This is a genomic window from Aquimarina callyspongiae (assembly GCF_034322225.1).
Classification (GTDB): domain Bacteria; phylum Bacteroidota; class Bacteroidia; order Flavobacteriales; family Flavobacteriaceae; genus Aquimarina.
This window is the reverse complement of the sequence record NZ_JAXLPA010000001.1, coordinates 1402197-1428716: the sequence shown is the minus strand read 5'-3', so window position 1 is coordinate 1428716 and position 26520 is coordinate 1402197. Positions and strand designations below refer to the sequence as shown.

Below are 26520 nucleotides of genomic sequence, written 5' to 3'. Positions count from 1 at the left end.
TTAAATTTAATAGTTAAAAGTTAATCTCAATAAAAAGTTTCGCCCTACTTCATCAGCAAAATAGCGTTGACGGTTCAGGTAGTTTCTGTATTTGTTATTTGTAATATTGTTTATAGTTACACCAATATTTAGTTCATTTTGCTTAAAGAAAGGAACTGTAATATCTGCATTCATATGTAAAAGATGATAATCACCAGGTGGTGTGTTAATGTCTAAAAGAACCTCTTGCTGTTGTTGCGGTGAAAAAACATTAATATTAGGCGGAAATTCATTTTGCCTAAATGTATATTCACTTTCTATACTGGCTGTTAGTCCTAACCAATTTTCTTTTTGAAAAGTTATACGGTTACTTAAATTTGCTGCAGGGATATTGATAAGAGGGGTGTCGTCATCGATTTCTTTTCCTTTAACCAAAGAAAAACTATGATCAGTTCTCCAATGGGTATACCATTGTTTGTATATTTTTGCATCAATACCTAGCAATCGGGCATCAGTTTGTCGATATTCCCAAACAGGGAAAGCTCCTCTTAAAGACAATTCTACAGCGGTTGGTTCAATTAATATATAATCATTAATAATATTAAAATAGGGAGCAATTTCCCATCCCCATTTTTCATTGCTTTCTTGTAGAGAGAATGAAAACTTATGAGAAGTTTCCTGGTTAATTCTTAAATCACCTAGTTCTACTCGCGCAGCTGAATGATGCAAGCCATCACTAAATAGTTCTGAAGGGTTAGGTGCTCTTTGAGCAAGTGCATAGTTACCTCTTAATTCATAATTTTCTCCAAAAGTGTAATTAAACCCAGTCGTTGCCGAGATATTGTGGTAATCAAATTTTGGATTTGTAAGCCACTGTGTACCTTCGTCTGAGATAATTAAATCATTAAATTCTTGATCATACCCACGTTCTTCCCATCTGGTTTTGATGTAAAACTTCTTAGCATCGATTTGGTTATAATCATATCGAACTCCCGCGTCAATAGTTAGGTTGTCATTGAGATCATATTTTCCTGTTAAAAATAATCCTGCATCATATTTTTCATAATCTGGGATTAACCTTCTAACTCCTGTACTGGGGTCTGCAAAATTATCTTGGTAGCGTACTAGTATCCCAAAATCCAAACTATAATCAAATTTTGAATCCAAAACAAAATCAGAAGTTAGGGTATGTGTTGTCAGTTCCAGGTCTATACTCGGAATTTTCCTTAATTCGGCAGTTTGTCGAATATCAAATTCAAAGCGTTGGTTATGTTGAAAATCATATTGGGTTGTCCATTTACCTAGTTTTTCAAATCGCTTAAAGAAACGCAGTCTACCAAGGTGATGTGTAACATCTTGTCTTGGGTTATCTATATCATAAGTAAAATCTCTTATTATAGAAGGTTGTCTGCCATTAATAGATTCAATAAGATCATCTACGTTTCCGATGTGAGAAGCGGCAAGTACGCCTATTTCGTTTTGATAAAATGAATAATAAGCATCCCATCCATATGTAAATTTATTATTTCCTACAGATAGAGATCCGCCTTTTTCAAATGTTCCTGTATTTGATAGTACATAATCAGGAGCTTCAAAATCACCAAATCTTTTTAAAGTTCCTTGCGCTTTAATAAACCAACCACTTTCATAACCTTTGATAATTTCTGAGGAGATGGTTCCTCCTCTACCATTAGTGGCTCCGGTGATTACAGTTTTTCCAATTATAGTGTCTTTTGCCGGGGATTTATTGGGTTCCATAACGATGACTCCACCTATTGCATCTCCACCATATTTTAGGGCTGCTGCACCTTTTACTACGGTTACATTGCCAGCAGTATTGATATCTACATTAGGAGCATGTTCATCACCCCATTCCATGTCTTGCATTCGTACACCATTATTCATGATTAACACTCGACTTCCACTTAATCCTTGTATTATTGGTTTGACGATTGTAGATCCTGTATTTAAAGATGATACACCGGTTATTTCTCTTAATGCATCTCCCAAAGACGCACTACTGTATTTTTCAATAATATTCTCACCAATAGTTTCTTCTTGAGACGATGATGTTTTAGTTTGGTTTTTTCCTGAGACCTTTACTTCTTGCAATTCATTTAAATGATGCTCAAGATAAAAGTCCTTTTTTGATACTTCAGAAACATTGATTGTAATCACTTGAGAGTTACAGTCGGGATGAGAAATTGTAAAAGCATAGGATATAGGACATAATCCGGTAATCGTATAATTCCCTAAGTTATCTGTAACAATCATTTTGTTGTCATAGGTTATAGTAGCTTCTTTTAGGGGAACTCCATCATGAAAATCGATAATTTTTCCTGAAAGAGTGATATTACAATCTTGAGCTGATGAGAGTAATATTCCTAAAAGAGACACTAGTAATAGCGTGTATCTTTTCATCGGTAAAAAATAGAAATGGACTTGTAATTATGTACAAGTAATGGTCAATCCTTATAGGATATTAAAATGAGATTATAAACTAATAATTAAATCGAAGGCGGAGCCTTATTAAATAAAGAGTAGTCAATAGAAGATGCAAAGTAACTATTTACATAAATAGTTCTTACTATATCAGCTGGAACTAGTATAGGCTGAGGAACATCACTACCAGAAGTGATAATAAAATGATCATCATCAGCTTGGTCCAAAGTTAATAAACACATAGCACAATTTGTATCTGCATCATCATGACCAAATACGTGAAGTTCTGCTAGTTGCATCAAGCAAAATACTGCAAGAAATATAGAAGCAATTATGTGTTTATTCGACTTCATTACGGCAAATAAACAAAAAAAAAAGAAAATCAATACATAATCATCAACAAAACTGTGTTAAAGTAATGTAAACTCCATAGTTTTTTTAACAATTATCTCTAAATCCTTAGGTAATTCCTTATGATCCCAAGGATGTTTTGCGCCAAAAACATGATCGGCACCTTTGATTAAGAACAATTCGCTATTTGGGTTCCATAAATGTAGTTTTTTAGCCTCTTGTACATCAACGGTTGGGTCATCAATACCATGAACAATCAACTGTGGAACTTGGATTTTTTTTGAAGCTGAAGCAATAGTAAGTCTTTCTTCATTTTCTATAAAAGTAGTATAGAACTGAAAGTAATGTGGCATTTGTTGTTTAGTCCTACCATTTATAATATAATAGACTCCATTCTTTTTCCACTGATCAAAAACTTCTCCAACGGGAAAACGTTTTTTATAATCAGAAACACTCGCCCAAGTTATGAGCTTTGTTATTCTTGAATCTTCTGAAGCTTTAATCGTTACAATTCCACCACCACGAGAATGACCTATTAAGGTAATCTGATGAAGGTTTATTTGATTACTGTATGCAAATTCTGTAGAATATACCCAATTAAGTATAGAGTCTAAGTCATCTAATTCTTTAATGTAATTATTTTGTCCGAACGCTTCAAGATCTGGAAAATCTACTGGTTGTTCTAATGTTCCTCCATTATGTGAGAAATTAAATTTTATAAAGAAAAAACCTGCTTCAGCAAAAGCTTTGCCTACTAAATCCCAAGCTCCCCAATCTTTGAAGCCTTTGTATCCGTGACAAAAAATAACTACCGGTTTTTGCTCATCATTCTGTTGATACATTACATCAGTAACAATAGGTTTTTGATGTTCACCTGTAACGATGATATTATTGACTATTGTAATCATAACTATACTTCTTTTTCTATAATTGGAGTATCTAGTGTAAAAATCTCTAAAATCAATTTTTTTAGTTGTATCATATATTCGTCAAATACTACCTGGGTAATTTCATGATTGGCTTTACCTCTTATGTTTTCTTTTGTTCCAAACTTTAAAAAGTCTTCTTTAAGATTTTTAAACGAGATAATACCGGCAAGAAAACTATCTGATAGCTTATTTTCATTATAATACATGTAGGCATATGCAAGAATCTGGATCACTTTACTGTATTTATAATCGTCTGTTATAGCATCCCAATCTGTTAATACAACATCACTTTTAGTAACTTTTCCAGATTTATAATCTATAATTCTTAATTGCCCATTTAATTCGTCGATACGATCTACTTTTCCTTTTATATAAACAGGAAAATCTAATTCAGGGATGGTAAGTTGTGTTTTTAGATTATTTTCAATAGCTAATATTTTTAATTGAGCTCCGTTATCTAACAGTTTTTGTTCTGATTTTAAGAAGTTATAGATATATTTTTTTGCAACCTCATAAATTAGAAGGTTCTTGCCTTGATTAATATCAAGTGTAGCATACTCTTTTTTAAACTGATATTTGATTTCTTTATCTATCTGAGAAATCATTTTTTTTATAAGATCTGAATTGAGAAATTGACCTTCTAAAGGTTTGTAAAAATTCTCTAACGTATTATGTATTACGGTACCTAGCGTATTAGCCGCTATTGTTTCTTCTACTAGATCGGTCTCTCTTATTTCCAGGACATATCTATAATAAAAATCAATAGGATTTCTAATGTAAGTGGTCAATGCAGAAGGTGATAAGCCATGGGCTGCTAATGCTCTTAGTTTTGATACTATTGCTTCGTTTTTGTCTATTTGCTGTAGGGCCTGGTTTAGTTTTGGTACTTCTGCAGATACAGTATAACTAGAAATTTTATGCTTGGGCCTTTTATCAATAACCAATTGATGTAAGAATCTACTTTTTTCTCCACCACCTAGGCCTTCATCTTCTGCATTGTATAATAAATATACTTTTTTTGCACGTTGTATTAGTCTGTAAAAATGATAAGTGTATATAGCATCTTTTTCTTTATAAGTAGGGAGATTGTATGCTCTTTTAAGGTCATATGGAATAAATGAATTAGCACTTTTTCCTGCAGGAAGAACACCTTCATTTATAGATGTAATAATTACCGTGTCAAAATCCAGACAACGAGATTCTAGCATTCCCATAAGCTGTAGCCCGCTAAAAGGTTCACCTCTAAAATCAAGTGTTTCGGTTGTAAGTATATCTTTGTATAACTGATGTAAAGATGATAAGCTATTGAGGTATTCGTAATGAGTTTGGTAGGATTGTAATTTATTAAAAACTAAATGAAAATGATAAACATATTCTAGTTCTAGAGCATTATTACTCTTGTCAATACTTTCTTTAAGTAATAGAATTATCCTTCTACAGTTTTCAAGAGCTATTGAGACACTTTCCCATTTTTTGAATAGGAGAGATGTAATTTCTTTTTCCTCATCTGAGACATGATCTTCAATTCTTGAAGGAGTAATAAAAACCATGTTTTCTTTGGTTATTAATGTGATCAAACGAGTAGCAGTAAAGCCTAAGAGACGATTTACCGGTTGACTGTTTAAAAGCTCCAGAACTGATTTATAATATAATCCTTTAGTATTAGGTTTTTTATGAAGGTCAAAAAGTAACTCAAAAAAGGCAGCAAGAGGCACCTCTTTTAAAGGTAAACCCATTGTGATATTGAGAGCATTTATACTATCTGGTAATGAATGTAAAACTGGTTGCAATAATGTTTCGTCAGCTAAAACAAGAGCAGTTTTCTCCATTTCTGCTGACGGAATAGAGGTAAGAACTTGACCTACCAATTTTGCTTGACCAATATTTTTAGGAACTCCTATTATTTTGATATCCTTTTCTTCAGAAAAATTACTTTCTATATTCTGGAAAGGATTCTCGTTATAATACTTCCACTGAGTTTTATAATTTCTTAAAAATAAAGAAGCCTCATGGTAGTTGTTGTTAATAAAAAATGTATCAGCATCCCAATAAACTTTAGCCACATTGGCTTCTAAAAGTGATTGAAAAATAGTTTGCTCGGCATTGTTTAACGCATTAAAACCAACCAAAATATGTTTTCGGTTTTCGGTTTTAATATAAGATGCAATATTTTCTGAAGCTTGTCTATATAGTAATCCTTGGTATCCAATTTTTTTTTGAAGCAGTTTGTTTTTAAACTGAGTGTAATATTCTAACAGATTTTCCCAGAAGTTAATATAGTTTTTAACTAGCTCGGTTTTTTCTTTTTGAAGATACCAATGATTTAGATCTTGTATTCCAGAAAGATATGAAAAGAAGGTTTGATGATCAATGCAATACCTATCGATTTCGTTAAAATCATAAATTAAAGTTTGTGCCCAACTACTAAAGGTTTCAAAAGTTTCTTTGTCGTTATCAGGATTAACTTCTTTATAGGTTTCATAAAACTCAAACAGGGTTTGAATATTGTCAATTTGATGTAAACCAGAAATTTGACTAATAAACTCTTCTATACTAAGTACAAGGGGTGCAAATAGTACTTGATCTGGATATAAAGATAGAATTTCCTTTTTTAGAAAGAGCCCAGCTCTTTTACTGGGAACCAAAAAAATGAGATCACTAATAGATTCTTTGGATGTATTATGTACATCGGATAATATATTTTGTAGAAAGCTTTTCACTCTTTAAAAATAAAAAACGTCCCGAAATCTCGGGACGTTTTTGAATGTTATTTAGTTAAGAGAATTTCTCCTATCAATTAATTTGATAAGTTAATCTCTACACGTCTGTTTTGTGCTCTACCAGCTCTAGTCTTGTTAGTAGCGATTGGTTTGTTTTCTCCATAACCAATAGCAGATAATCTAAACTGATCGATACCATTCTCTACTAAGTAGTTCTTAACAGCGTTAGCTCTAGCATCAGATAATTTCTGGTTGCTTGCTTCACGACCAGCACTATCAGTGTGCCCTTCAATTACGAATTTAGCTGTTGGATACTCTCCTAAGATCTTAACGATATCGTTAAGTACAGAGTTAGATTCTGACTTGATAGAAGATTTTCCTGAGTCAAATAAGATAGTCTTAGCATATTCGTTAAGAGTTTTCTGTACTTCTTCAGTTACTTCAGGACATCCGTTGTTAGCAACAGTTCCAGGAACGTCAACACAGTTGTCATCTTTGTCTAATACTCCGTCACCATCTTTATCTTGGTAAGGACATCCGTTGTTAGCAGCAGGACCAGCTTCATTAGGACAACCGTCATTAGCGTCAGTGATTCCATCACCGTCAGCATCAGGACATCCGTTAAGGCTAGCAATACCAGCTACAGTAGGACAATCATCTTTAGGATCAGCGATTCCGTCACCATCAGTATCAGGACATCCGTTGAATTCTGCAGTACCTGCAGTATCAGGACAGTCATCTTTAGCATCAGTGATTCCGTCACCATCAGTATCAGGACATCCGTTGAATTCTGCTAAACCAGGAACGTCAACACACTCATCATCTTTGTCATATACTCCGTCACCGTCAGTGTCTTTTCCACCGAAAGCAAAAGTAATTCCAGCAGAATGTTGGAAGTGAGTTGGAGGATAGTTGCTTACATCATAATCTTCAAATACATGCTTGTAAGTAGTCTGAATGTTGAATGCTAAATTTTCAGTTAACCAAAGGTTTACTCCTAGAGAACCATTAAGTGTTCCAGCACCAATTTCATCAATCCAAGTATATCCACCACCTACACCTAAGTAAGGGTCGAACCATTTTGTGTTTAGCAAACCTTTAAGGCTATAGCTTATTCTACCATCTACTGCATAGTACGATAAATCGTCAGCAGTAACAGCTGTTCCATCAGGTAATTCACCAAGTTCTTCGATTTTATTAACTGATCCAGAAACAGTGAAAGTAAACCCATCTCCTATATATTTACCAACAGAGATTTTAGAAACAGATGGAAGAATATTCCAATGGTCACTAACGTTAAAATACTCATCAAAGATTTCTCCTTGAAAAGGCAGGTCTCCTCCTGTAGGAAAGATGTCAACAGCATTAACGCCAATCGATACTGCCCAAGGGTTGTTTTCATCTTGTGCATTCGCAGTACTAAACCCAAGTACTAATAACGAAGCCACTAAAAATCTGCTAAGATGTTTCATATTCAATAATTTAATTTTTAAGTGTTAATTAGAGCAAATGTAATATGTTAATAATTACTAGCAAAGACAAATCTAATAAATTTTTCTTAATAGGCCAGTGTATATAGGAGTTTGCGAGGGTTTTGAGTTTTTTTACAATCATTTTTTTAGCCCCAGAAACGTAGTATATTTGACAATTTTTTAAGAAAAATAGTGTTTTTTGTGTTTGCAAATATGATACAATTATAATATAAAAATACTTCTTATCCCTAATTTTATTGAAGTAATTCTGAAAATAATGATTATTTATACGAGCTTTAGTGCGATATTTTCATTGATATAAACTAGGATGTTGGTATTCAATATATAGCCCATTTTTTGAAGAAGTATTGCGTATTGTTTTATCTGATTAGCGTGAGACTCTTGATAAGCCCCTGTTTTGTAATCTAGTATGGTGATAACATTATTTGACTCTATTACAATGCGATCAGGACGATAAAATCTTCCATTTGCAATAATTTCTTTTTCATTTAAAATAGTGTTATTTTTTGAAAAATACATTATAAGATCTGGATGTTTAACGATTCTCTCTAGTTCTTGACTTAATTTGTTTTTGTCAATAAAGGAAATAAGGCCATTATGATATGCATCTTCTACTGAAGTAGCAATATCATCAGGAGTGTATACTTTTGATAATAATTCGTGAAGCAAATTACCTTTTTCTATAGCAGCTTCCTGAGTTGTGTCCCATAATTTACCAGAATTAGTGACAATGTTAACCTTATATTGTTGTTTTGAGTTACTTAGTTTGGTTAATTTTATGTTTTGCGAAGTTTCACTAATTACTGATTCTTCAGAGATTGGTTTGTTTGGATTTCCAAATTGATACTCTGTTTGTTCAGTGTTCCATTCGTTTATGTGTTGGAGGTAGTTAATTAGTTTTCCAGAAAACTTATTGTTGTTGCTAACTCCTTTAGCGGTCAATTCTAATTTTGAAACTATAAACAACTGTTCTTCTGCTCGAGTAAGAGCAACATATAATAAATTGAAAGTGTCTAGTTCTAGTTGACTTTGTCTTTTAGAAACAATTGTAGATGCTTCTTCACCGTATTCTGAAATGTTTTTGCTGTAATTAATGAATACTTCTTCAAAACCATTATAGTCATCTTTAGAAACCGTTAGCCATGTTTTAGGTTCTAATTCTTTATAGATATCAATATTAGCATATGGGTATATAACGCAAGGAAACTCTAATCCTTTTGCTTTGTGTATTGTCATTATACGAATTGCTTCTTCCTCTTCTGGAGCAATAATACTTAGTTTATCTTTTTTCTGATTCCAATACGATAAGAAACCAATGATTCCTTCTGTATGTTTTTGAGTAAATGAAAACACAACATCCAAGAAGAATTGTAAATATGCTGGAGCAGAATTAGCTAGTTTAAAACTATTAATTATATATTCTATAATATCATATAAAGGAAGTAGTGCGAGTTTATTAAAATTAAAATCTATCCCCAAGAAACTAAATTCTGACATTATATCCGTTTTGTTTGAAAAGATCATTTTTTCCAAAAAGGAATGTTTTTCTTCAACTAAAAAATGTTCTGCAATAAAATGTAGAATCCCTGCTTTTGCAATAAGGTTTTCCGGATGAGTATGCCAGGTTAATAGGTCAATGATAAATACTACTTCTGGAGCATTGCTAATGAGAAGTGTTTCTGATGAGATTATGGATAACCCTTTTTCTGTAAGAAAATCAGCAAGTATAGATCCTTCTTTTTGTTTCCTTACCAGGATGCATATTTCGTAGGGCTTATATCCTTTTTCTTTGAGATTGGATATAATTTCGTAAACTCTCTGAGGGTAAACTTCATTTTCTTCAGAGCTGTTTTTTGCTTGAATAAAAGAGATGTTTACGTAGCCTTCCTTTTTTGAATTGGTTTCTTGCTGATTTCCTTTAATATAAAGATTAGCGTGTTCTGGATCGCTAAAATCTTTAGAAAGGAATGAAAATAAATTATTATTAAATTCTACGACCTCTCTATGACTCCTGTAATTTTTTGGAAGGTCAAGAACTTGCTTCTCTTTTACAGAAAAAGGGTTTAGATCTCCAGAAAGGTTGATGAATTGTTCTGCCTTTCCGCCTCGCCATCTGTAGATAGCCTGTTTTGCATCTCCTACAATAGTAAGATGTCCTCTTTTTCCTGTTAATGTTTCGGTAGCTATAGCATTATCAATGAGAGGAACTATGTTATTCCATTGTAATTCTGAAGTGTCTTGAAATTCGTCAATAAAATAATCTCTATAACGTTCGCCAAGACGTTCATAGATAAATGGAGCGGGTTGATGTTGTATTGCGCTACTAATAATATTATTAAATTCTGAAATTAATAAAATTCTTCTCTCTTTCTTTATTTTCTGAAGCTCTTGATTTATGGCATTTAGAACTGATAAAGGAACTAAGTTTTTAAGAACGTTCTCAAAAAGATGAATTGAGGATAATAGTTGTTTTGTGTTTAAAAAAATGTCTTCAATTGTTGAACGCAATGAATCAATTTCATTCTTTTTTAATTCATCTAATTTTGTGTTATAAAAAGAGGTTGTTTGTATGTTTTGTTTCCAGGCTGCCGTAAAGTCAATATTAGTTTCTCCTTTTGCAAGTCTCAGAAAATGATTAGGAATAGAGCTTCTTGTAAAATCACTGTTTTCTAATCCTTTTTCAGAAATAAGTTGTAGAATTTGATTAGACTGCTCTACAATATTTGTTTTGTTTTCTGTGATTTTCTTAAGTAAGATGTTTTTGAGTTTATCAAAATCCTCTGGACTTTTATCAGAGATTTTATCGAGGTGTTCTCGATCGTTTTCGCTAAATAATAACCTTGCTACTTTATTAAGTTCTACTGTAATATCCCAACTTTTATCATCTTCAAGTTTGCTTATAGCAAAATCAATGATTATTTGAGTGAGTTGATCATCTATTCCTATTTTGGCTATTACAGCATCAACAGCCTCCTCTATTAAGGATTCTGTGTCCATTTCGATTTCAAAATTTAAAGGAATTCCTAAATCATGGGCAAATGTTCTAATAACTCTATGTGTAAATGTATCTATGGTAACAATATCAAAAGCAGCATAATTGTGTAATATGCTTTTAAGAATCTTGTCAGCTTTTTGTTTTAATTGTTGTTCTTTGAATCCAGTTTCGAGGATTAGCTCTTCAATAAGTGCCTGATATTTTATTGGTGTTTGGGGTGAACTGATAGCAATAAGGTTTTCTAGTACCCTTATTTTCATTTCGGCTACTGCTTTATTGGTAAAAGTAATAGCTAGAATATTCTTGTAACTATCTTTAAATTCTCCTTTTAATAAAGTAATAATATATGCCTTTACTAATGTATAGGTTTTTCCGGCGCCAGCTGCAGCATTATATATTGTGAAAGCAGTATTGAGAGTCAATTTTTAATTTTTTACTAAAATACTAAAGCAAGATTTATTAATGGTTAATTAAGCCAAATATAGATGAGTTTTGTGCTTTAGTTATTTTATAACAATTATTAATTTTTATTCATCGCTCTAATTGTTAAATTTGATGTCATTTTTATTTTTATTAATCTAATAAGTAAATTATGTCATTTGAATTACCAAAATTAAACTATGCTTTTGATGCATTAGAACCCAATATAGATGCTCGTACCATGGAAATTCACCATGATAAACATCATGCAGGATACACTAGCAAATTAAATGGTGCAATTGAGGGTACTGATCTTGATGGAAAGACCATTGAGAATATCCTTATCAATTTAGATATGTCTAATAAGGCTGTTAGAAATAATGGAGGAGGTTATTATAATCATTCTTTATTTTGGGAAGTAATGTCTCCAAATGGAGGAGGTAAGCCATCAGGGGATTTAGCAGAAGCAATAGATGCTGCTTTTGGATCTTTTGAGGCGTTTAAAGATGCTTTTTCTAATGCAGCGGCAACTCAATTTGGTTCTGGATGGGCTTGGTTATGTGTTCACCAAGGCGGTAAAGTAGAAGTTTGTGGTACTCCTAATCAGGATAACCCTTTAATGCCAAGTGTTGGTTGTGGAGGAACGCCTATTTTAGGATTAGATGTATGGGAACATGCATATTATCTAAACTATCAGAACAGACGTCCAGATTATATTTCTGCGTTTTTTAATGTAATTGATTGGGAAGAGGTTTCTAGTCGTTATGCTAAAGGAAAGTAATACTTCCTTATTTAAAACATAATGAGAGCCGTCAAATAATTGCTATTTGACGGTTTTTTTGTGCTATTTGATAAATAATTAAAGACTTCTGCTGTGGGATTAATATTGATTGATTTTTGCTAAAAAATTATTTAACAATTTTCTTTTAGGGGGATTCATATTAGAGCTGTTATAATAATAACTCTTTTAACCTAAATGATTATTAAAATGAAAACGTACACACAAATCGTCATTGTTTTTTTCTGTGCCTTGATCATTAGTTTTTCAACATATGCTCAGCACACATTTTCTATCGTAGCGGTAGATCCTGTTACTGGTGAGATTGGTAGCGCAGGTGCTACTTGTATTTCTGCTGAAGACGGTGCGCAAGCAATAAGCGCAATTGTTCTTGGAGTTGGAGCTATTCATACGCAATCGTTTTGGGATCCAAATAACCAAAATAATGCTACTGCTCGAATGGTTGCAGGCGATTCTCCTCAGCAAATTATGGATTGGCTTGTTGCTAATGATGTTGCTAATGATTCTTCACAGAGACAATATGTTGCTGTTGACCTCAATGGAGGTTCACCTCGAAGTGCTGGATTTACAGGTCCGGATTGTTTTAGAGAGTTTATACATGTTACAGGGCCTAATTATGCAATAGCTGGAAACATTCTTATTTCTGAAAATGTGGTTAATGACATGGAAACAGCTTTCTTGAATACTAATGGATCTTTGGCAGATAAATTAATGGCAGCTATGCAGGGAGCAAAGAGACCCGGAGCAGATTCTCGTTGTTTAAGTAGTGGTATAAGTTCTGCTTCTGCTTTTATAAGAGTCGCAGATCCTAGTGATACCGATAATAGTTACGGGAGTCTTACCTTAGATTTAAACGTATGGATTACTACTACGGTGTTTGAACCTATAGATGCTTTACAGAATGCATATAATACTACTTTAGGAGTTGAAGATTTTTCTTCTTCTGATGAGATTCTTTCAGACTTTATAATGTTTCCTAACCCTGTTGATGACACTGTGGTGATTAGAAGTGATGATGATACTGTTATTACTTCTTATAAAATTATGGATATTTCAGGTAAAGTTATAGATACTAGAAGCATTAATTCTCCTAAGAATAATTTGTATATAGATGTTATTAATTATCCTAAAGGAACTTACTTTATTCATCTTTATGATAGAGAAGAAAAAATTACTAGTAAAAAAATAATAATAAAATAACTTTAATGAATAGTAGAGGAATAAAAAGAGATGTAAAATTGCGTCTCTGTATTTACGCAAATCGTCACAAATTGTTGTAAAATAAAAAAAGGTGGAAAGTCCACCTTTTTTTGCCCCAAATCTACCATGAACTTAACCTACTTATGCTATGGCTCTGCTAATATAGAGCGTTATTTCATTGTGAAAAAATGTTTTAGATGAAAGGTCAAAATACTTGTTGAAATACACAATTTAACGTTTTTTAACATTGTGGTTTTTAATTTTTTAGTATGCCCTTTCATCCTTGCCTTCATAAAAGTTTATAAAAGCTTTGTTAACTACTCTATTACCTCCAATTGTTGGGTAATCACCAGTAAAATACCAGTCGCCAAGGTTTTTAGGACAGGCCTTATGCAGGTTTTCAACGGTTTGATATATAATCTTTACTTCAGAATTGACAGTTTCATCACTTAACAATTCGGCAATTTTATCACTTATTTCTTGATTGGTAAAGCCATCATAAATTTGCTTTACAAAGTTTTGTACTTCTGCATCAGCTAAATTTTCTTGAGCTTTACATTTTTCATAAACTTGCTCAACTAGATCATAATTACCATTTTCTTTTAACAGTTCTAATGCTGCTTTAAAAGCAATTAGTCCTTCAAGTCTTGCCATGTCAATTCCGTAACAATCAGGAAAACGAATTTGAGGAGCAGAAGAAACGATTACAATTTTCTTAGGTTTTAGTCGATCCATCATTTTGATGATACTCTTTTTAAGAGTAGTACCTCTTACGATACTATCATCAATAATAACCAAATTGTCTTCTTGCTTTACAACTCCATAAGTTACATCATAAACGTGTGCGACTAGATCATCTCTACTACTATCTTCAGTAATAAAAGTACGTAGTTTAGCATCTTTAATTGCAATCTTCTCTGTTCTTAGCTTATAAGATAGAATTTGTGCCAGACGTTCATTAGTTAAATTATCTTTTTCAGAAAGAATTGTTTCATTCTTTTGTTTGTTTAATTCGTCCTGAGCTGCTTCTACCATACCATAAAATGATGTTTCAGCAGTGTTAGGGATAAAAGAAAAAACGGTATTTACTGTATCGTGGTCAATTTCTTCTAATACCTGTGGCATAATGAGTCTACCCAGGCTTTTTCTTTCTTCATAAATTTCTGCATCACTTCCTCTCGAAAAATAAATACGTTCAAAAGAACAAGCTTTTCTTTCTAAAGGTTCGATAATTTTATTTATCGATGTATTTCCATCCTTTTTAATGATGATTGCTTTTCCTGGATCTAATTCGATAATATCATCAAAAGAAACATTAAACACTGTTTGAATCACAGGTCTCTCAGATGCAACTACTACTACTTCATCATCTTTATAGTAATACGCAGGGCGAATCCCAGCTGGATCTCTTAATACAAAGGCGTCACCGTGTCCTAGCATTCCTGCCATTGCATATCCACCATCCCAATCTCTGGACGATTTTTTAAGGATTTTGGTAACATTTAACCTCTCTACAATTTGAGGAGAAGCACCTATTTTGTTAAATCCTTCCTTTTTAAGTTTTTTATAAAGTTTGGCTACTTCAGAGTCTAGAAAGTGACCAATCTTTTCCATTACAGTAACCGTGTCTACTTTATCTTTTGGGTGCTGACCTAGTCGAACAAGATTGTCAAACAATACGTTGTTATTGGTCATATTGAAGTTACCTGCAACAATCAAGTTACGATGCATCCAATTATTTTGTCTTAAAAATGGATGAACACTCTCTACGCTGTTTTTTCCAAAAGTCCCATATCTTACATGTCCAAGAAGTACTTCGCCTATGTACGGGATATTTTTTTTCTGCAAATCAACATCATCTGTGTATTCTGGATGATCAGATAATTCTTTATTAATCCTTTCATTGATTTGCGAGAAAATGTCCTGAATAGGTTGAGGAGCACTAGAACGTACTCTACTTATATATCTCTCTCCAGGGGCGGTGTCTAATTTGATACTAGCAAATCCGGCACCATCCTGTCCGCGATTGTGCTGCTTTTCCATCATTAGATACATCTTGTTTACACCATAAAAGGCACTACCGTACTTTTCTTTGTAGTATTCTAATGGTTTTAAAAGTCGTATTAATGCTATTCCGCATTCGTGTTTTAAAGCATCACTCATTGTATTCCAAAAATTCTAATTGTTGTGTTAGATAAACCAAAATTAAAAAACCCTGAAACCAGAAGTCTTAGGGTCTTACTTTATATTATGACAATTCTATTTCAAATTGTGTTAATTCTTTAAATTGTTGAAGCCTCTTTTGAATCTCTTCTTTTTTAAGATTTTCCATCCTTTCTGTTCCAAATTTTTCTACACAAAATGAAGCTAAGTTAGAACCGTGAATAATGGCATTTTTCATATTTTCAAAAGAAATATCATTGGATCTGGTTAGATATCCCGCAAATCCTCCTGCAAAAGTATCACCAGCACCAGTTGGATCAAAAACTTCTTCTAATGGTAATGCAGGTGCAAAGAAAATTTGTTCATCATGAAATAACAATGCTCCGTGCTCACCTTTTTTGATCACTATATATTTAGGACCCATTTTTTCGATTGCTCTGGCAGCTTTTACCAAAGAATATTCTCCACTTAGTTGCCTAGCTTCTTCATCGTTAATAGTTATAACATCAACCTTTGCGATTACTTTTAGTAAATCATCAAGAGTGTTGTCCATCCAGAAGTTCATAGTGTCTAATATTGCGAGCTTAGGCTTAGAGCTCATCTGTTCTAAAACACTTAGTTGAACAAGAGGGTGAAGGTTTCCTAGCATAACGATTTCAGCATCTTTATAGCTATTTGGAACTATTGGATTAAAATCTGCCAATACATTAAGTTGTGTATCAAGTGTATCTCTAGAATTTAAATCATTATGATATCTGCCACTCCAGAAAAAGGTTTTTCCTCCTTTTACAATTTCTACAGCAGTAGTGTCAATGTTTTTTTGTTGAAGCATTTGTAAATCTTCTTCAGGAAAATCGTCGCCAACTACAGAAACGATTGCAGAAGAAATATTAAAATTGGACGCAGAAAGACCAATATAAGTTGCAGCTCCACCTAGTATTTTATCAGTTTTGCCAAATGGGGTTTCAATGGCGTCAAAGGCTACGGTGCCTACAATAAGTAATTTGCTCATAAAATAGCGTAATAATTTTTTGCAAATATACACTTTACTTTTCAAGCAAATTCATAAACAAGCTTAAAAGCGAAGTCTTTAAAAATAAGCATTATGAATTTGTGTCTTTAAGTTGACTCCTAAGAGTTAAGAATGTCTTGAAAGGCCCCGAAATTAGTAATGAATTAGTTATAAAAGGAGGTAATGACCCTTCGGGATTTAAATAAAGCTGTTGCGTGATTTTAATACCTTCTCCTTTTTCTTCTAATAACCAATACCCAGATAACTCTCGAATTCTAAGTGCATTTTTTAATACAGGAACTTCTTCTGGAGCAGCATTGATATATAATTTGACCTTGTTTTCTGATATTTTTTGAACATTTAGTTTTGAAACGACATCCCTATCTTTAATTGGCCAAGGAAGTTCGTTTCTGGCATAAAAAATATATTCACTATTATGATTTACTTTAACCAAATGACTTATTCCTTCTTCGCAATTTTCTATATACTTTGGAGCATCTAATAATTCATTTACAACATTGTTAATAGTTGTTTGAACATAGGTTATAGCTTTATATTCCTTGTAAGGGCTGTCATTATAATTCCTTACCCATATTTGAATTCCTTTTTTGTCTTTAGCGAGTTTCCAATCTGATTGGCTATAGCACAATATGGGTAATAGAATAAGTAGGTAAATTATTTTCATTAAATAGTTTTTGTCTTATGTAAGCGATTAAAAAGAGATTGTAAAATTTATTTAGATGCTGATTTAGTAGGAAAAAACACGAGTCAATTACCTAATAATCTGTTAAATAAAGATTAATTAAATAATAAGATTATTATGAAAGATTAGAAAAGGATTCTCAGAATGCTAACTCGTATTAAGAAACAGAAATACACATCTTATTGTCAAAAAGACTAAAAACATCAATTTATACATCAAAAGGACCGTTTAGTACAACAGAGCTGTCATTTGGCTCAATAGCTTAATTTTTTTGCTCATAAATCAATTACTTTAATCCCAACTAATACAAACTCAACATAATTATGAAAAAAACTAAATTAACTAAACTTGTTTTAACAGTTTTGATTTCATTTTCATTATTTAATTGTGAAAAAGATGCAGAAGATACTTTTGAAGCAAGTCAGAATGAAGCAGCTAAAAGTGCTCACGTATGTATTGAGAAATGGAATTTTGATAAAGACTCAAGAGCGGCTAGTGTTAAAGCTGTGCAATGGCAACCGGGTCAAACTATTCGAGTAAAATTTTTAAATGGAAACAACTTTGTTCAATCCAAAGTACGGCAATATGCCGTTGAATGGGAAAGCTATGCTAATCTTAAATTCGAATTTGTTTCTTCTAATAGTAGTGCAAACATTAAAATTGGTTTTAAAGAAGGACAATTTGCAGATGATGGTGGTTCCTGGTCATATTTAGGAACTGATTCTAATAATCATGCACATAGTATGCATTTTGGATGGTTTAACAATAACACTTCTGATGCAGAGTTTAGAAGAACCACACTTCACGAGTTTGGACATGCACTTGGGTTAATCCATGAGCATCAGAACCCTGTAGCTGGAATTAACTGGAATAAAGAAGTTGTTTATGCATATTATGCTGGAGCACCAAATTTTTGGTCTAGAGCACAGGTAGATAATAATTTGTTTAGACGCTATGATCAGAATATTACTAATTATAGTGTATATGATTCAAGATCTATTATGCATTACCCGATCCCTGCAGCACATACAACAGATGGTGTGGCTGTAGGAAATAATTCTCAATTATCTGCGACAGATAAATCTTTTATAGCTTCTATATATCCTGGTGGTAACACTGGAGGAGGTGATATTTGTAGCGGCGTAGCCGAGTATAATAGTAGTACTTCTTACTCTGTTGGAGATAAAGTAACATATCAAGGAAACTTATATGAAAGAACAGCTAGTGGGTGGACTAACCTTGGACAATGTGGTAGTACTGCTAATAATGATATTTGTAGTGGTGTAGCTGCATATAATAGTGGTGCTTCTTACTCTGTTGGAGATAAAGTAACATATCAAGGTAGCTTATATGAAAGAACAGCTAGTGGATGGACTAATCTTGGACAATGCGGAAGCTAAAAACTAAAAAAAGTAATAATTATTAGAAATGCCCCGAAATAAACTTCGGGGCATTTTTATAAAAGTACCTAAACTATTTTATTTTCTGCCAAAATCTGCTGGAATCTCTCCCCAAGCTTTGGTTTCCCATTTTACAATTTTAGTGGTATAAGTATTTTCTTTTAGCCAAATAATCGCTCGATCAACAAGATCAAACATTTCTTTGTTTTTAGAATTTCGTTTCAACTTGGTTTTACAAACTTTTTGTTTAACCCATCCCATTGCTATTTTAGAATCAGTATATAAAATTCTATCACTGCTTTTTTTCTTTAAATAAGCTAATCCATGAACCAATGCTAGAAATTCTCCAATATTATTGGTGCCTTGAGGAAATGTACCTTGATGAAAAAGTTGTTTTTCTGTTTGAGTATCCACACCTCTATACTCCATTTTTCCGGGATTTCCACTTGATGCAGCATCTACAGCTATAGAATATAGGTTGGGTTCTCCAATTTTTGAGAGCTGTTCAGGTGTAAGCGTTTTTTTAGATTTGCTTTTACCTTTATAATCTTCATAATCTCCATTATAAGCTTTTTTTGCAAGATCAAAGGAGTCAAAAGATTTATATTTTGCACTTGCATACCCTTTAACTGCAGCTTTACAATCATCCCATTTAGTATAAATACCAGGTCTGTGTCCTTCCCAGACTACATAAAACTTTTCTTTTTTTGCCATAGATTTATTTAAAGGGGTTTAAATTTTCTTGATTATAATGATACAAGTAGGTTTTTATTTATTTTTTAGGAAATAAGAGTTCTTCTATAACGATGGGGAAATGCTTATATTCTAAAGTATGTATTGAGTTTGCAACATCTTCGGCAGAATCATTTGCTGCGATTGATGTTTTGGCCTGAAAAATAATTGCACCTTCGTCATAATGTTCATTTACATAATGAATAGTAATTCCAGTTTCTTTTTCTTTATTTCTCACTACTGCTTGATGAACATGATGTCCATACATGCCTTTTCCACCATATTTTGGTAATAATGCTGGGTGGATATTGATGACTTTATTAGGGAAGGCATCAATGATTTTTTTTGGAAAAATCCATAAAAATCCTGCTAAAACAATAATGTCTGGTTGAGCATCTGTCAGTATGTTTAATACCTCATTAGTGTCATAAAATGACTCTTTGTCAAAGTGTAAGGCCTTTACTTTTAGGCTGTGAGCTCGTTTTAAAACCTTGGCACGCTGATTGTTAGAAAACACATGTGTCACCTCGGCGTTTTTAAGTGTATTAAAGTATTTGATGATATTCTCTGCATTAGAACCAGAGCCTGAAGCAAAAATTATGATACGTTTCATCTGTCAATTTTATTTTTTTCAATAATTGGTCACAACTTTTAAAGAGATATATAAAATTCCTGTTTTTGAACAATTAATTTGATAGGGTTATTCGTTATAGTCTATTTTATAGCACAATAAAGGCTGTTGATCGAGGGTACAAAAAAAATAATTATTATTCATTTAACGGTAGCAAAAAGCCAATACTTCCCTATATTTGAAAAATACAAATACATTTTTGCGTGATTATGGGGTTTTAAAATAAAGTTTTTTATTTTTGCCACCTAATTAAAAATTAAAATTAAACATTATGTCAGACATTGCATCAAGAGTAAAAGCGATAATCGTTGACAAATTAGGAGTAGACGAAAACGAAGTAGTTAATGAGGCTAGCTTCACAAACGATCTGGGAGCTGATTCATTAGACACTGTAGAATTGATTATGGAATTCGAAAAAGAATTCGATATTCAAATCCCTGATGATCAAGCTGAAAACATTGCCACTGTAGGTCAGGCAATATCTTATATCGAAGACGCAAAGTAATAACTTCACGACAAAGTATGAACCTTAAGCGAGTTGTAGTCACAGGACTTGGTGCTTTGACACCAATCGGCAACAATATTAATGAATATTGGGACGGATTAGTTAATGGAAAGAGCGGTTGCGCTCCCATTACTTATTTTGATACCGAAAAATTCAAGACTAAATTTGCTTGCGAAGTCAAAAATTACACACCCACAGATTATTTTGATAGGAAAGAAGCACGTAAACTTGATAGATTTGCGCAGTACGCTATTGTTTCTTCTGAAGAAGCAATAAAAGATGCTGATATTGATCTTGAGAAGGTCGATAAATTTAGAGTTGGTGTTATCTGGGGAGCAGGTATCGGTGGATTAGAAACTTTTCAACAAGAAGTTATTGGCTATGCAGGCGGAGACGGAACTCCTCGTTTTAATCCGTTCTTCATACCAAAGATGATTGCTGATATTGCTCCAGGACATATTTCTATTAGAAATGGTTTTATGGGGCCCAATTATACTACGGTTTCTGCGTGTGCTTCTTCAGCAAATGCAATGATAGATGCCTTAAACTATATACGTTTAGGACATTGCGATATTATTGTTACGGGAGGAAGCGAAGCAGCAGTTACTATTGCAGGTATGGGTGGATTTAATGCGATGCATGCATTATCTACAAGAAATGATAGCCCAGAAACTGCCTCAAGGCCCTTTGATGCAACCAGAGATGGATTTGTATTGGGAGAAGGTGGTGGTGCTCTTATTCTTGAAGAATATGAACATGCAAAAGCACGAGGCGCAAAAATCTATGCCGAAGTAATCGGTGGAGGAATGTCTAGTGATGCATATCACATGACAGCCCCTCATCCTGATGGAATAGGTGTAGAACGTGTAATGCTTAATTGTTTAAGAGATGCAGGTGTTAAACCAGAGCAAGTAGATGCTATAAATACCCACGGAACTTCTACACCATTAGGAGATGTGGCAGAATTAAAAGCAATTACAAAAGTTTTTGGAGGTCACGCATCTAAAATCAATATCAATTCGACAAAATCTATGACTGGCCATTTACTTGGTGCAGCAGGTGCGATTGAAGCAATTGCTTCAATATTAGCAATGCAAAATAGTATTGTACCACCAACGATCAATCACACTACTGTGGATGATAATATAGATCAATCATTGAATTTGACATTAAACAATGCACAAAAAAGAGAAATTACATATGCCATGAGTAATACTTTTGGCTTTGGAGGTCACAATGCTTGTGTTTTATTCAAAAAACTAGACGAATAATGAATGTTATTCGAAACATATTAAATTCCCGCTCTGAAAAGAACGGGAATTTTTTTATTAAAATTCAAAAAATACTGGGTTTTAAGCCTAAAAACATTAAACCTTACGAAAAAGCATTTACCCATAGATCCCTTAATCTCAAGGATAAAAAAGGGAATGCTGTGAATTATGAAAGATTAGAATTTCTTGGAGATGCTATGTTAAGTAGTGTGATTGCAGCCCATTTATTTAAAAAAGTTCCTGAAGGAAATGAAGGATATCTTACCAAGATGAGAGCAAAAGTGGTAAGTAGAAAACACCTTAATGAATTAGGAAAAGACCTTAAATTAATAGAGTTGGTTAGAACTAATATTCCTAAATCTCAGTTTGGAATAAATATTCACGGAAATCTCTTTGAAGCATTAATAGGAGCAATATACCTGGACAGAGGCTTTGCCTACTGCGAAAAATTTATACACGAGGCTGTTATTAATCCTTATGTAGATATTGAAAGTCTTGAGGGGCAGATTATAAGTTATAAAAGCTTGCTGATAGAGTGGTGTCAAAAAGAGAAAAAAACTTTTAATTATGAAATCTATGAGGATACAGGAAAAGATGAAATGAAACATTTTGCTGTAAAACTCTGGATTGACGAAAAAGTAGTGGCAAAAGCTCGGGCTACTTCTAAGAAAAAAGCCGAAGAAAAAGCTTCTAAAAGAGCATATTTTGCTTTTCAATCAAAAATTAATATTTAATATTTTTGAAGCTTTTTATCCATATTTATCCCTTTTAAATACTCAAATGGTTAAAAGATACTAACTCAATCGTTTTCGGATAATATCTTTATGATTATTTAAAGTTGTAAGACCAATTTATTTGTATATTTCCAATTAATTCTGGAAAAAATTAATTCTAAAATGGCTATTCAGAAGTTGGTTTTAGACACCCTTGAAGACGATAATTACGAACTAATTGCTATCCATTGTTCTTTGGAGTCATATAGATTGGCTTTTTTGTTGAATAAGAACCTAGATTTAAGACTTTTCAGAAAAAAAGAAGATATAAATTTTGATTATAACCCCTTGATTGCAAGCTTTCCGTTATATCAATATGATGATCAGTTTCAATATAATACATATTACCTGATAGGAAACAAGTTTAAAACAAAAGTAGAATCAGATACTAAAATTTCTGATGGTTTGTTTGCCGATACCAGAGAGAATTATGTTACTAAATATTTGGTTCCAGAACTCAAAAACGTAGATTATTTTTTAAAAATAGATACAGAAACATCTGAGTTTTCAATCAAATCATTACTATCTAGTTTAACAAATATCTCTCAGGTTATTACTGCGTATGCTGTAGAATATAACGAGCTTAAATCAAAGAACAACTTAATACTCGACTAATGCCAAAACGTAAAAAAACTAAAATAGTAGCTACATTAGGTCCTGCGACTAGTAGTAAAAAAATATTGAAACAAATGCTTGATGCAGGAGTGAATGTATTTAGAATAAACTTTTCACACGCAGATTATACTGATGTAAAAGAACGTATTAAAATGATACGTGACCTTAGTAAAGAACACGGGTATAATGCCGCAATATTAGGTGATTTACAAGGTCCTAAATTGAGGGTTGGTGTTATGAAAGGAGATGTTGTTGTTCATAAAGGAGATACTATTGACTTTGTAACTGGAAAACCTTTTGAAGGTACTACAGAACGTGTATACATGAATTATGAGAGCTTTCCTAAGGATGTTAATTCTGGAGAAAGAATCTTACTTGATGATGGTAAATTGATTTTTGAAGTTGTTTCTAGTAATAATAAAGACGTAGTTAAAACAAAAGTAATTCAAGGAGGGCCTTTAAAATCAAAAAAAGGAGTTAATCTACCAAATACTAATATTTCATTGCCTGCATTAACTGAGAAAGATGTTAAAGATGCCATTTTTGCTTGCGAACAAGGAGTAGATTGGATGGCATTGTCTTTTGTTCGTAATGCACAGGATCTGATAGAATTACAAGATTTAATAAAAGATCATAGCGAACATAAAATCCCCATTATAGCCAAAATAGAAAAACCTGAAGGTGTTGAAAATATAGATAAAATTGTAGCCTATTGTGATGGATTGATGGTTGCCAGAGGTGATTTGGGAGTAGAGATTCCTGCTCAAGAAGTTCCTCTTATCCAGAAAAAATTGGTCTTGAAAGCAAAAACGGCTAGAATCCCAGTTATTATTGCTACACAGATGATGGAAACTATGATAGATAGTTTAACTCCAACACGAGCAGAAGTAAATGACGTGGCAAATTCTGTAATGGATGGAGCTGATGCGGTTATGTTATCTGGAGAAACCTCAGTCGGTAAATACCCGGTTCAGGTAATAGAAACTATGTCTAAAGTTATCAAGAGTGTTGAAAATTCTGATTTAATAACAGTTCCTCAAGATCCTCCACATATTCGTACAAATCGATTTATAACCAAATCTATTTGCTATCACGCTGCAACTATGGCTAATGAGATTGAAGCAAAAGCAATTTGTACCTTAACCAATAGTGGTTATACTGCTTTTCAGATCTCTGCTTGGAGGCCAGATGCTCATATATTAGTTTTTACAAGTAACACAAGAATTTTATCTCAATTAAGTTTATTATGGGGCGTAAAAGCATTTTACTATGATAAATATGTAAGTACTGATGAAACGGTTGAAGATGTAAACAGCTTGGCAAAGGAAAGAGGTTTTGTTGAAAAAGGAGATATGTTGATCAATCTTGCTGCAATGCCTGTCGTAGATAAAGGAATGGTAAATACTTTGCGTGTATCGCAGATATAATACCTGCTGAAATATGAAATAGAAAAGGTCTTGATTAAGGCCTTTTTTTATTCAGATGAATTTGCTCCTTTTAAAAAAATGGATTCTAATTCGTTTATGGTAATTGGTTTAATGATATAATCTTTAACAGAGTTAATATTTCTTGCTCTTTTCATATCGATGGGGTTTATGGAAGAACTAACAATGTATAAGGTTATTATTTTACCGAATTTATTTTTTATCTGAGTAAAACTCTCCAAAAATTCCCAACCATCCATAACAGGCATATTAAGATCTAAAAAAATGATCTCAGGAATACTTTCTCCATTTAGATTTTTTAATAATGTTTCAAAATAAAGTAAAGCTTCTTTACCATTTTCGAATATCAATAAATTTTGACATAATTGCTTAGTTTCAATGATTTTTTTTATAAGATTGACATAAATATTATCATCATCTATAATGCAAGCTAAGCCGATTTTGTTTTCCATTATGAAGAAGGGTTTGTGGTTTTAAAATTCTATAATAAAAGTGGTTCCTTTGTCTACTTCACTTTCTATCTTGATATGGCCGTTTAACGATTCTACCTGATTTTTAGTAAGAAATAAACCAATACCTACTGCGTCTTCGTTATAATGAAAAGTTTTATACATCCCAAAAATCTTGTCTTTAAATAATTCTAGATCTATTCCTCTTCCATTATCAGATATCTTTAAGTATTTACTTTTATTTTCTATAAATGTTTTTATCATTATTATTGGATCTCTTTCAGGGTGTTTGTATTTGATGGCATTTGTAATAAGATTGAGTAAAATACTTTCCATATATGCCGGGATATATTTTACTTCTTCTAGTTGATGAAAATCAGAAATTATTTCTGTTTTACTATTGGCAATCATATGACTAATACCATTAACAACAAGATCTAAAGATTCTTTAAACTTTACCGACTCTTTTCCTTGTTTGTTATTAGTGTGTATGGTTACAATCTCATTAAGATGTTCAATAGTTGTATTAAGACTTGAAGAGATACTTTTAAATTGACCAATAAGTTCTTGCTTTTCCTTTGGATCATCAATACTCTCAATAAGTTCAACCAGGAGTGAAAGATTGCTCGTATGTGATCTAAGGTTATGGGATACAATATGAGCAAAATTGAATAATCTTGAGTTTTGAGAAGCTATAATGTCAATCGATTTTTGCAACCGTAATTCTTTTTTTTTCATATCATCGATGTCCTGAAAAACACCTCTAATACCTATTATTTCTTTTTGATCATTATAAATAGGTTTTCCTATAGCTTTTGCCCAAAATATCCTTTTATTGGCAGTTACCATTTTAATTTCGGTATTAAAAGGCGTTCCGGCCATTGCACAATTAAAAAACAGATCAGCGGCTTGTTGTTGTGAATCTTCGGCGTAATAATTGGCAGAATCTTTAAGGGATGGAATATAATCATCAGGATATTCTAAAATTCTACGAGTTTCAAAATCCCAGAAACTTTCTCTTTTTTTAAAATCAACATACCAGCTTCCGGTTGCGGTCATTTGAGCCGTTTCTTTGTAGTAAAAATTATCTTTTTGTATGGTTTGATCCGGTTCTAGTTTTATTTCGAAAAAGAAAATAATATTAATTTCGGACTTTATATTAACAGGAAGCTCATCATTAGTTGCACATCTAAACAATTGGTAATTCCCCTGACTGTTTAAAATTTTTATATGTTGTTTAAAGTTAACCTTGTTATTACGATAATTGTAGAAGTTATCTCTAAACACATCGATATCTTCTTTATGAATTAAATGATCCAAAAAATATTCTACAGAAGATTGAAGTTCTTTTGGGTCATATCCAAGAATTTCATAGAATCTTTTTGACCAAACTTCTTTATACGGATTTTGGAGAAGTTCCCAATAACCCGTATTGAAATCCCGCATTATATTATTAAAAAGTTCATTTTGAAGCATTAAAAATTAATTAGAAC

21 protein-coding genes are annotated in these 26520 nt (G+C 32.6%); 8 read left to right on the top strand and 13 right to left on the bottom strand.

Going from position 1 to position 26520, the window contains the following annotated elements; translation table 11 throughout:
* Positions 1–6 precede the first annotated feature (6 nt).
* The 6 genes from U0D62_RS05935 to U0D62_RS05910 all read right to left on the bottom strand — a co-directional run bounded on the left by U0D62_RS05935 (position 7) and on the right by U0D62_RS05910 (position 11331).
* Positions 7–2400 carry a TonB-dependent receptor gene (locus U0D62_RS05935; protein ID WP_322194481.1) on the bottom strand — a complete coding sequence of 798 codons (2394 nt, stop codon included), beginning with the start codon at positions 2398–2400 and terminating at the stop codon, positions 7–9.
* Positions 2401–2486: 86 nt separating this feature from the next.
* Positions 2487–2774 carry a hypothetical protein gene (locus U0D62_RS05930; RefSeq protein WP_322194479.1) on the bottom strand — a complete coding sequence of 96 codons (288 nt, stop codon included), beginning with the start codon at positions 2772–2774 and terminating at the stop codon, positions 2487–2489.
* A 57-nt stretch (positions 2775–2831) separates the two neighbouring features.
* Positions 2832–3680, bottom strand: a complete 849-nt coding sequence (locus U0D62_RS05925; RefSeq protein ID WP_322194478.1) for an alpha/beta hydrolase family protein — start codon at positions 3678–3680, stop codon at positions 2832–2834.
* A gap of 2 nt (positions 3681–3682) precedes the next feature.
* Positions 3683–6421, bottom strand: coding sequence for a PD-(D/E)XK nuclease family protein (locus tag U0D62_RS05920; RefSeq protein WP_322194476.1), 2739 nt, complete (start codon positions 6419–6421; stop codon positions 3683–3685).
* 77 nt (positions 6422–6498) lie between these two features.
* Positions 6499–7893, bottom strand: coding sequence for an OmpA family protein (locus U0D62_RS05915; protein WP_322194474.1), 1395 nt, complete (start codon positions 7891–7893; stop codon positions 6499–6501).
* Between the two features lie 285 nt (positions 7894–8178).
* Positions 8179–11331, bottom strand: a complete 3153-nt coding sequence (locus U0D62_RS05910; RefSeq protein ID WP_322194473.1) for a UvrD-helicase domain-containing protein — start codon at positions 11329–11331, stop codon at positions 8179–8181.
* A gap of 170 nt (positions 11332–11501) precedes the next feature.
* On the opposite strand from U0D62_RS05910, the gene U0D62_RS05905 reads away from it, so the two are divergent.
* Both U0D62_RS05905 and U0D62_RS05900 read left to right on the top strand, forming a co-directional pair.
* The gene (locus tag U0D62_RS05905) at positions 11502–12110 is read left to right on the top strand and encodes a superoxide dismutase (protein WP_322194471.1); all 609 of its coding nucleotides are present in this window, start codon (positions 11502–11504) and stop codon (positions 12108–12110) included.
* Between the two features lie 207 nt (positions 12111–12317).
* Entirely contained in the window at positions 12318–13328 is a 1011-nt protein-coding gene (locus tag U0D62_RS05900; RefSeq protein WP_322194469.1) for a DUF1028 domain-containing protein, read from the top strand.
* Positions 13329–13592: 264 nt separating this feature from the next.
* Here U0D62_RS05900 and U0D62_RS05895 read toward each other — a convergent pair whose 3' ends face one another.
* From U0D62_RS05895 to U0D62_RS05885, 3 genes are all read right to left on the bottom strand, one after another.
* Positions 13593–15491 carry an amidophosphoribosyltransferase gene (locus U0D62_RS05895; RefSeq protein ID WP_322194467.1) on the bottom strand — a complete coding sequence of 633 codons (1899 nt, stop codon included), beginning with the start codon at positions 15489–15491 and terminating at the stop codon, positions 13593–13595.
* 85 nt (positions 15492–15576) lie between these two features.
* Positions 15577–16503 carry a PfkB family carbohydrate kinase gene (locus U0D62_RS05890; protein ID WP_322194465.1) on the bottom strand — a complete coding sequence of 309 codons (927 nt, stop codon included), beginning with the start codon at positions 16501–16503 and terminating at the stop codon, positions 15577–15579.
* 91 nt (positions 16504–16594) lie between these two features.
* A complete protein-coding gene (locus U0D62_RS05885; RefSeq protein WP_322194463.1) occupies positions 16595–17188 on the bottom strand; it encodes an START domain-containing protein in 594 nt (197 codons plus the stop codon).
* A gap of 341 nt (positions 17189–17529) precedes the next feature.
* On the opposite strand from U0D62_RS05885, the gene U0D62_RS05880 reads away from it, so the two are divergent.
* Complete coding sequence (locus U0D62_RS05880; RefSeq protein WP_322194461.1) at positions 17530–18606, top strand: carbohydrate-binding protein; 1077 nt, start codon at positions 17530–17532, stop codon at positions 18604–18606.
* A 78-nt stretch (positions 18607–18684) separates the two neighbouring features.
* Here the strand turns inward: U0D62_RS05880 and U0D62_RS05875 are convergent, their stop codons facing one another.
* Entirely contained in the window at positions 18685–19320 is a 636-nt protein-coding gene (locus U0D62_RS05875; protein ID WP_322194459.1) for a ribonuclease H family protein, read from the bottom strand.
* A gap of 58 nt (positions 19321–19378) precedes the next feature.
* The gene (purN, locus tag U0D62_RS05870; RefSeq protein ID WP_322194457.1) at positions 19379–19951 is read right to left on the bottom strand and encodes a phosphoribosylglycinamide formyltransferase; all 573 of its coding nucleotides are present in this window, start codon (positions 19949–19951) and stop codon (positions 19379–19381) included.
* 289 nt (positions 19952–20240) lie between these two features.
* On the opposite strand from purN, the gene U0D62_RS05865 reads away from it, so the two are divergent.
* From U0D62_RS05865 to pyk, 5 genes are all read left to right on the top strand, one after another.
* On the top strand, positions 20241–20474 hold the full coding sequence (locus tag U0D62_RS05865) for an acyl carrier protein (RefSeq protein WP_024768509.1): 234 nt from the start codon (positions 20241–20243) through the stop codon (positions 20472–20474).
* 17 nt (positions 20475–20491) lie between these two features.
* The gene (gene fabF, locus U0D62_RS05860; protein WP_322194453.1) at positions 20492–21745 is read left to right on the top strand and encodes a beta-ketoacyl-ACP synthase II; all 1254 of its coding nucleotides are present in this window, start codon (positions 20492–20494) and stop codon (positions 21743–21745) included.
* Positions 21745–22479 carry a ribonuclease III gene (rnc, locus tag U0D62_RS05855; RefSeq protein ID WP_322194451.1) on the top strand — a complete coding sequence of 245 codons (735 nt, stop codon included), beginning with the start codon at positions 21745–21747 and terminating at the stop codon, positions 22477–22479. Before fabF ends, rnc begins: the two co-directional genes overlap by 1 nt.
* A 162-nt stretch (positions 22480–22641) precedes the next feature.
* Positions 22642–23133 carry an IPExxxVDY family protein gene (locus U0D62_RS05850; protein ID WP_322194449.1) on the top strand — a complete coding sequence of 164 codons (492 nt, stop codon included), beginning with the start codon at positions 22642–22644 and terminating at the stop codon, positions 23131–23133.
* Positions 23133–24560, top strand: coding sequence for a pyruvate kinase (pyk, locus tag U0D62_RS05845; protein WP_322194447.1), 1428 nt, complete (start codon positions 23133–23135; stop codon positions 24558–24560). The genes U0D62_RS05850 and pyk overlap by 1 nt, the downstream gene beginning before the upstream one ends.
* A 47-nt stretch (positions 24561–24607) precedes the next feature.
* Here pyk and U0D62_RS05840 read toward each other — a convergent pair whose 3' ends face one another.
* Positions 24608–25030, bottom strand: coding sequence for a response regulator (locus U0D62_RS05840; protein ID WP_322194445.1), 423 nt, complete (start codon positions 25028–25030; stop codon positions 24608–24610).
* A 21-nt stretch (positions 25031–25051) separates the two neighbouring features.
* Positions 25052–26503 (bottom strand): sensor histidine kinase, encoded by a 1452-nt coding sequence (locus U0D62_RS05835; protein ID WP_322194443.1) that lies wholly within the window; start codon positions 26501–26503, stop codon positions 25052–25054.
* Positions 26504–26520: the final 17 nt, after the last annotated feature.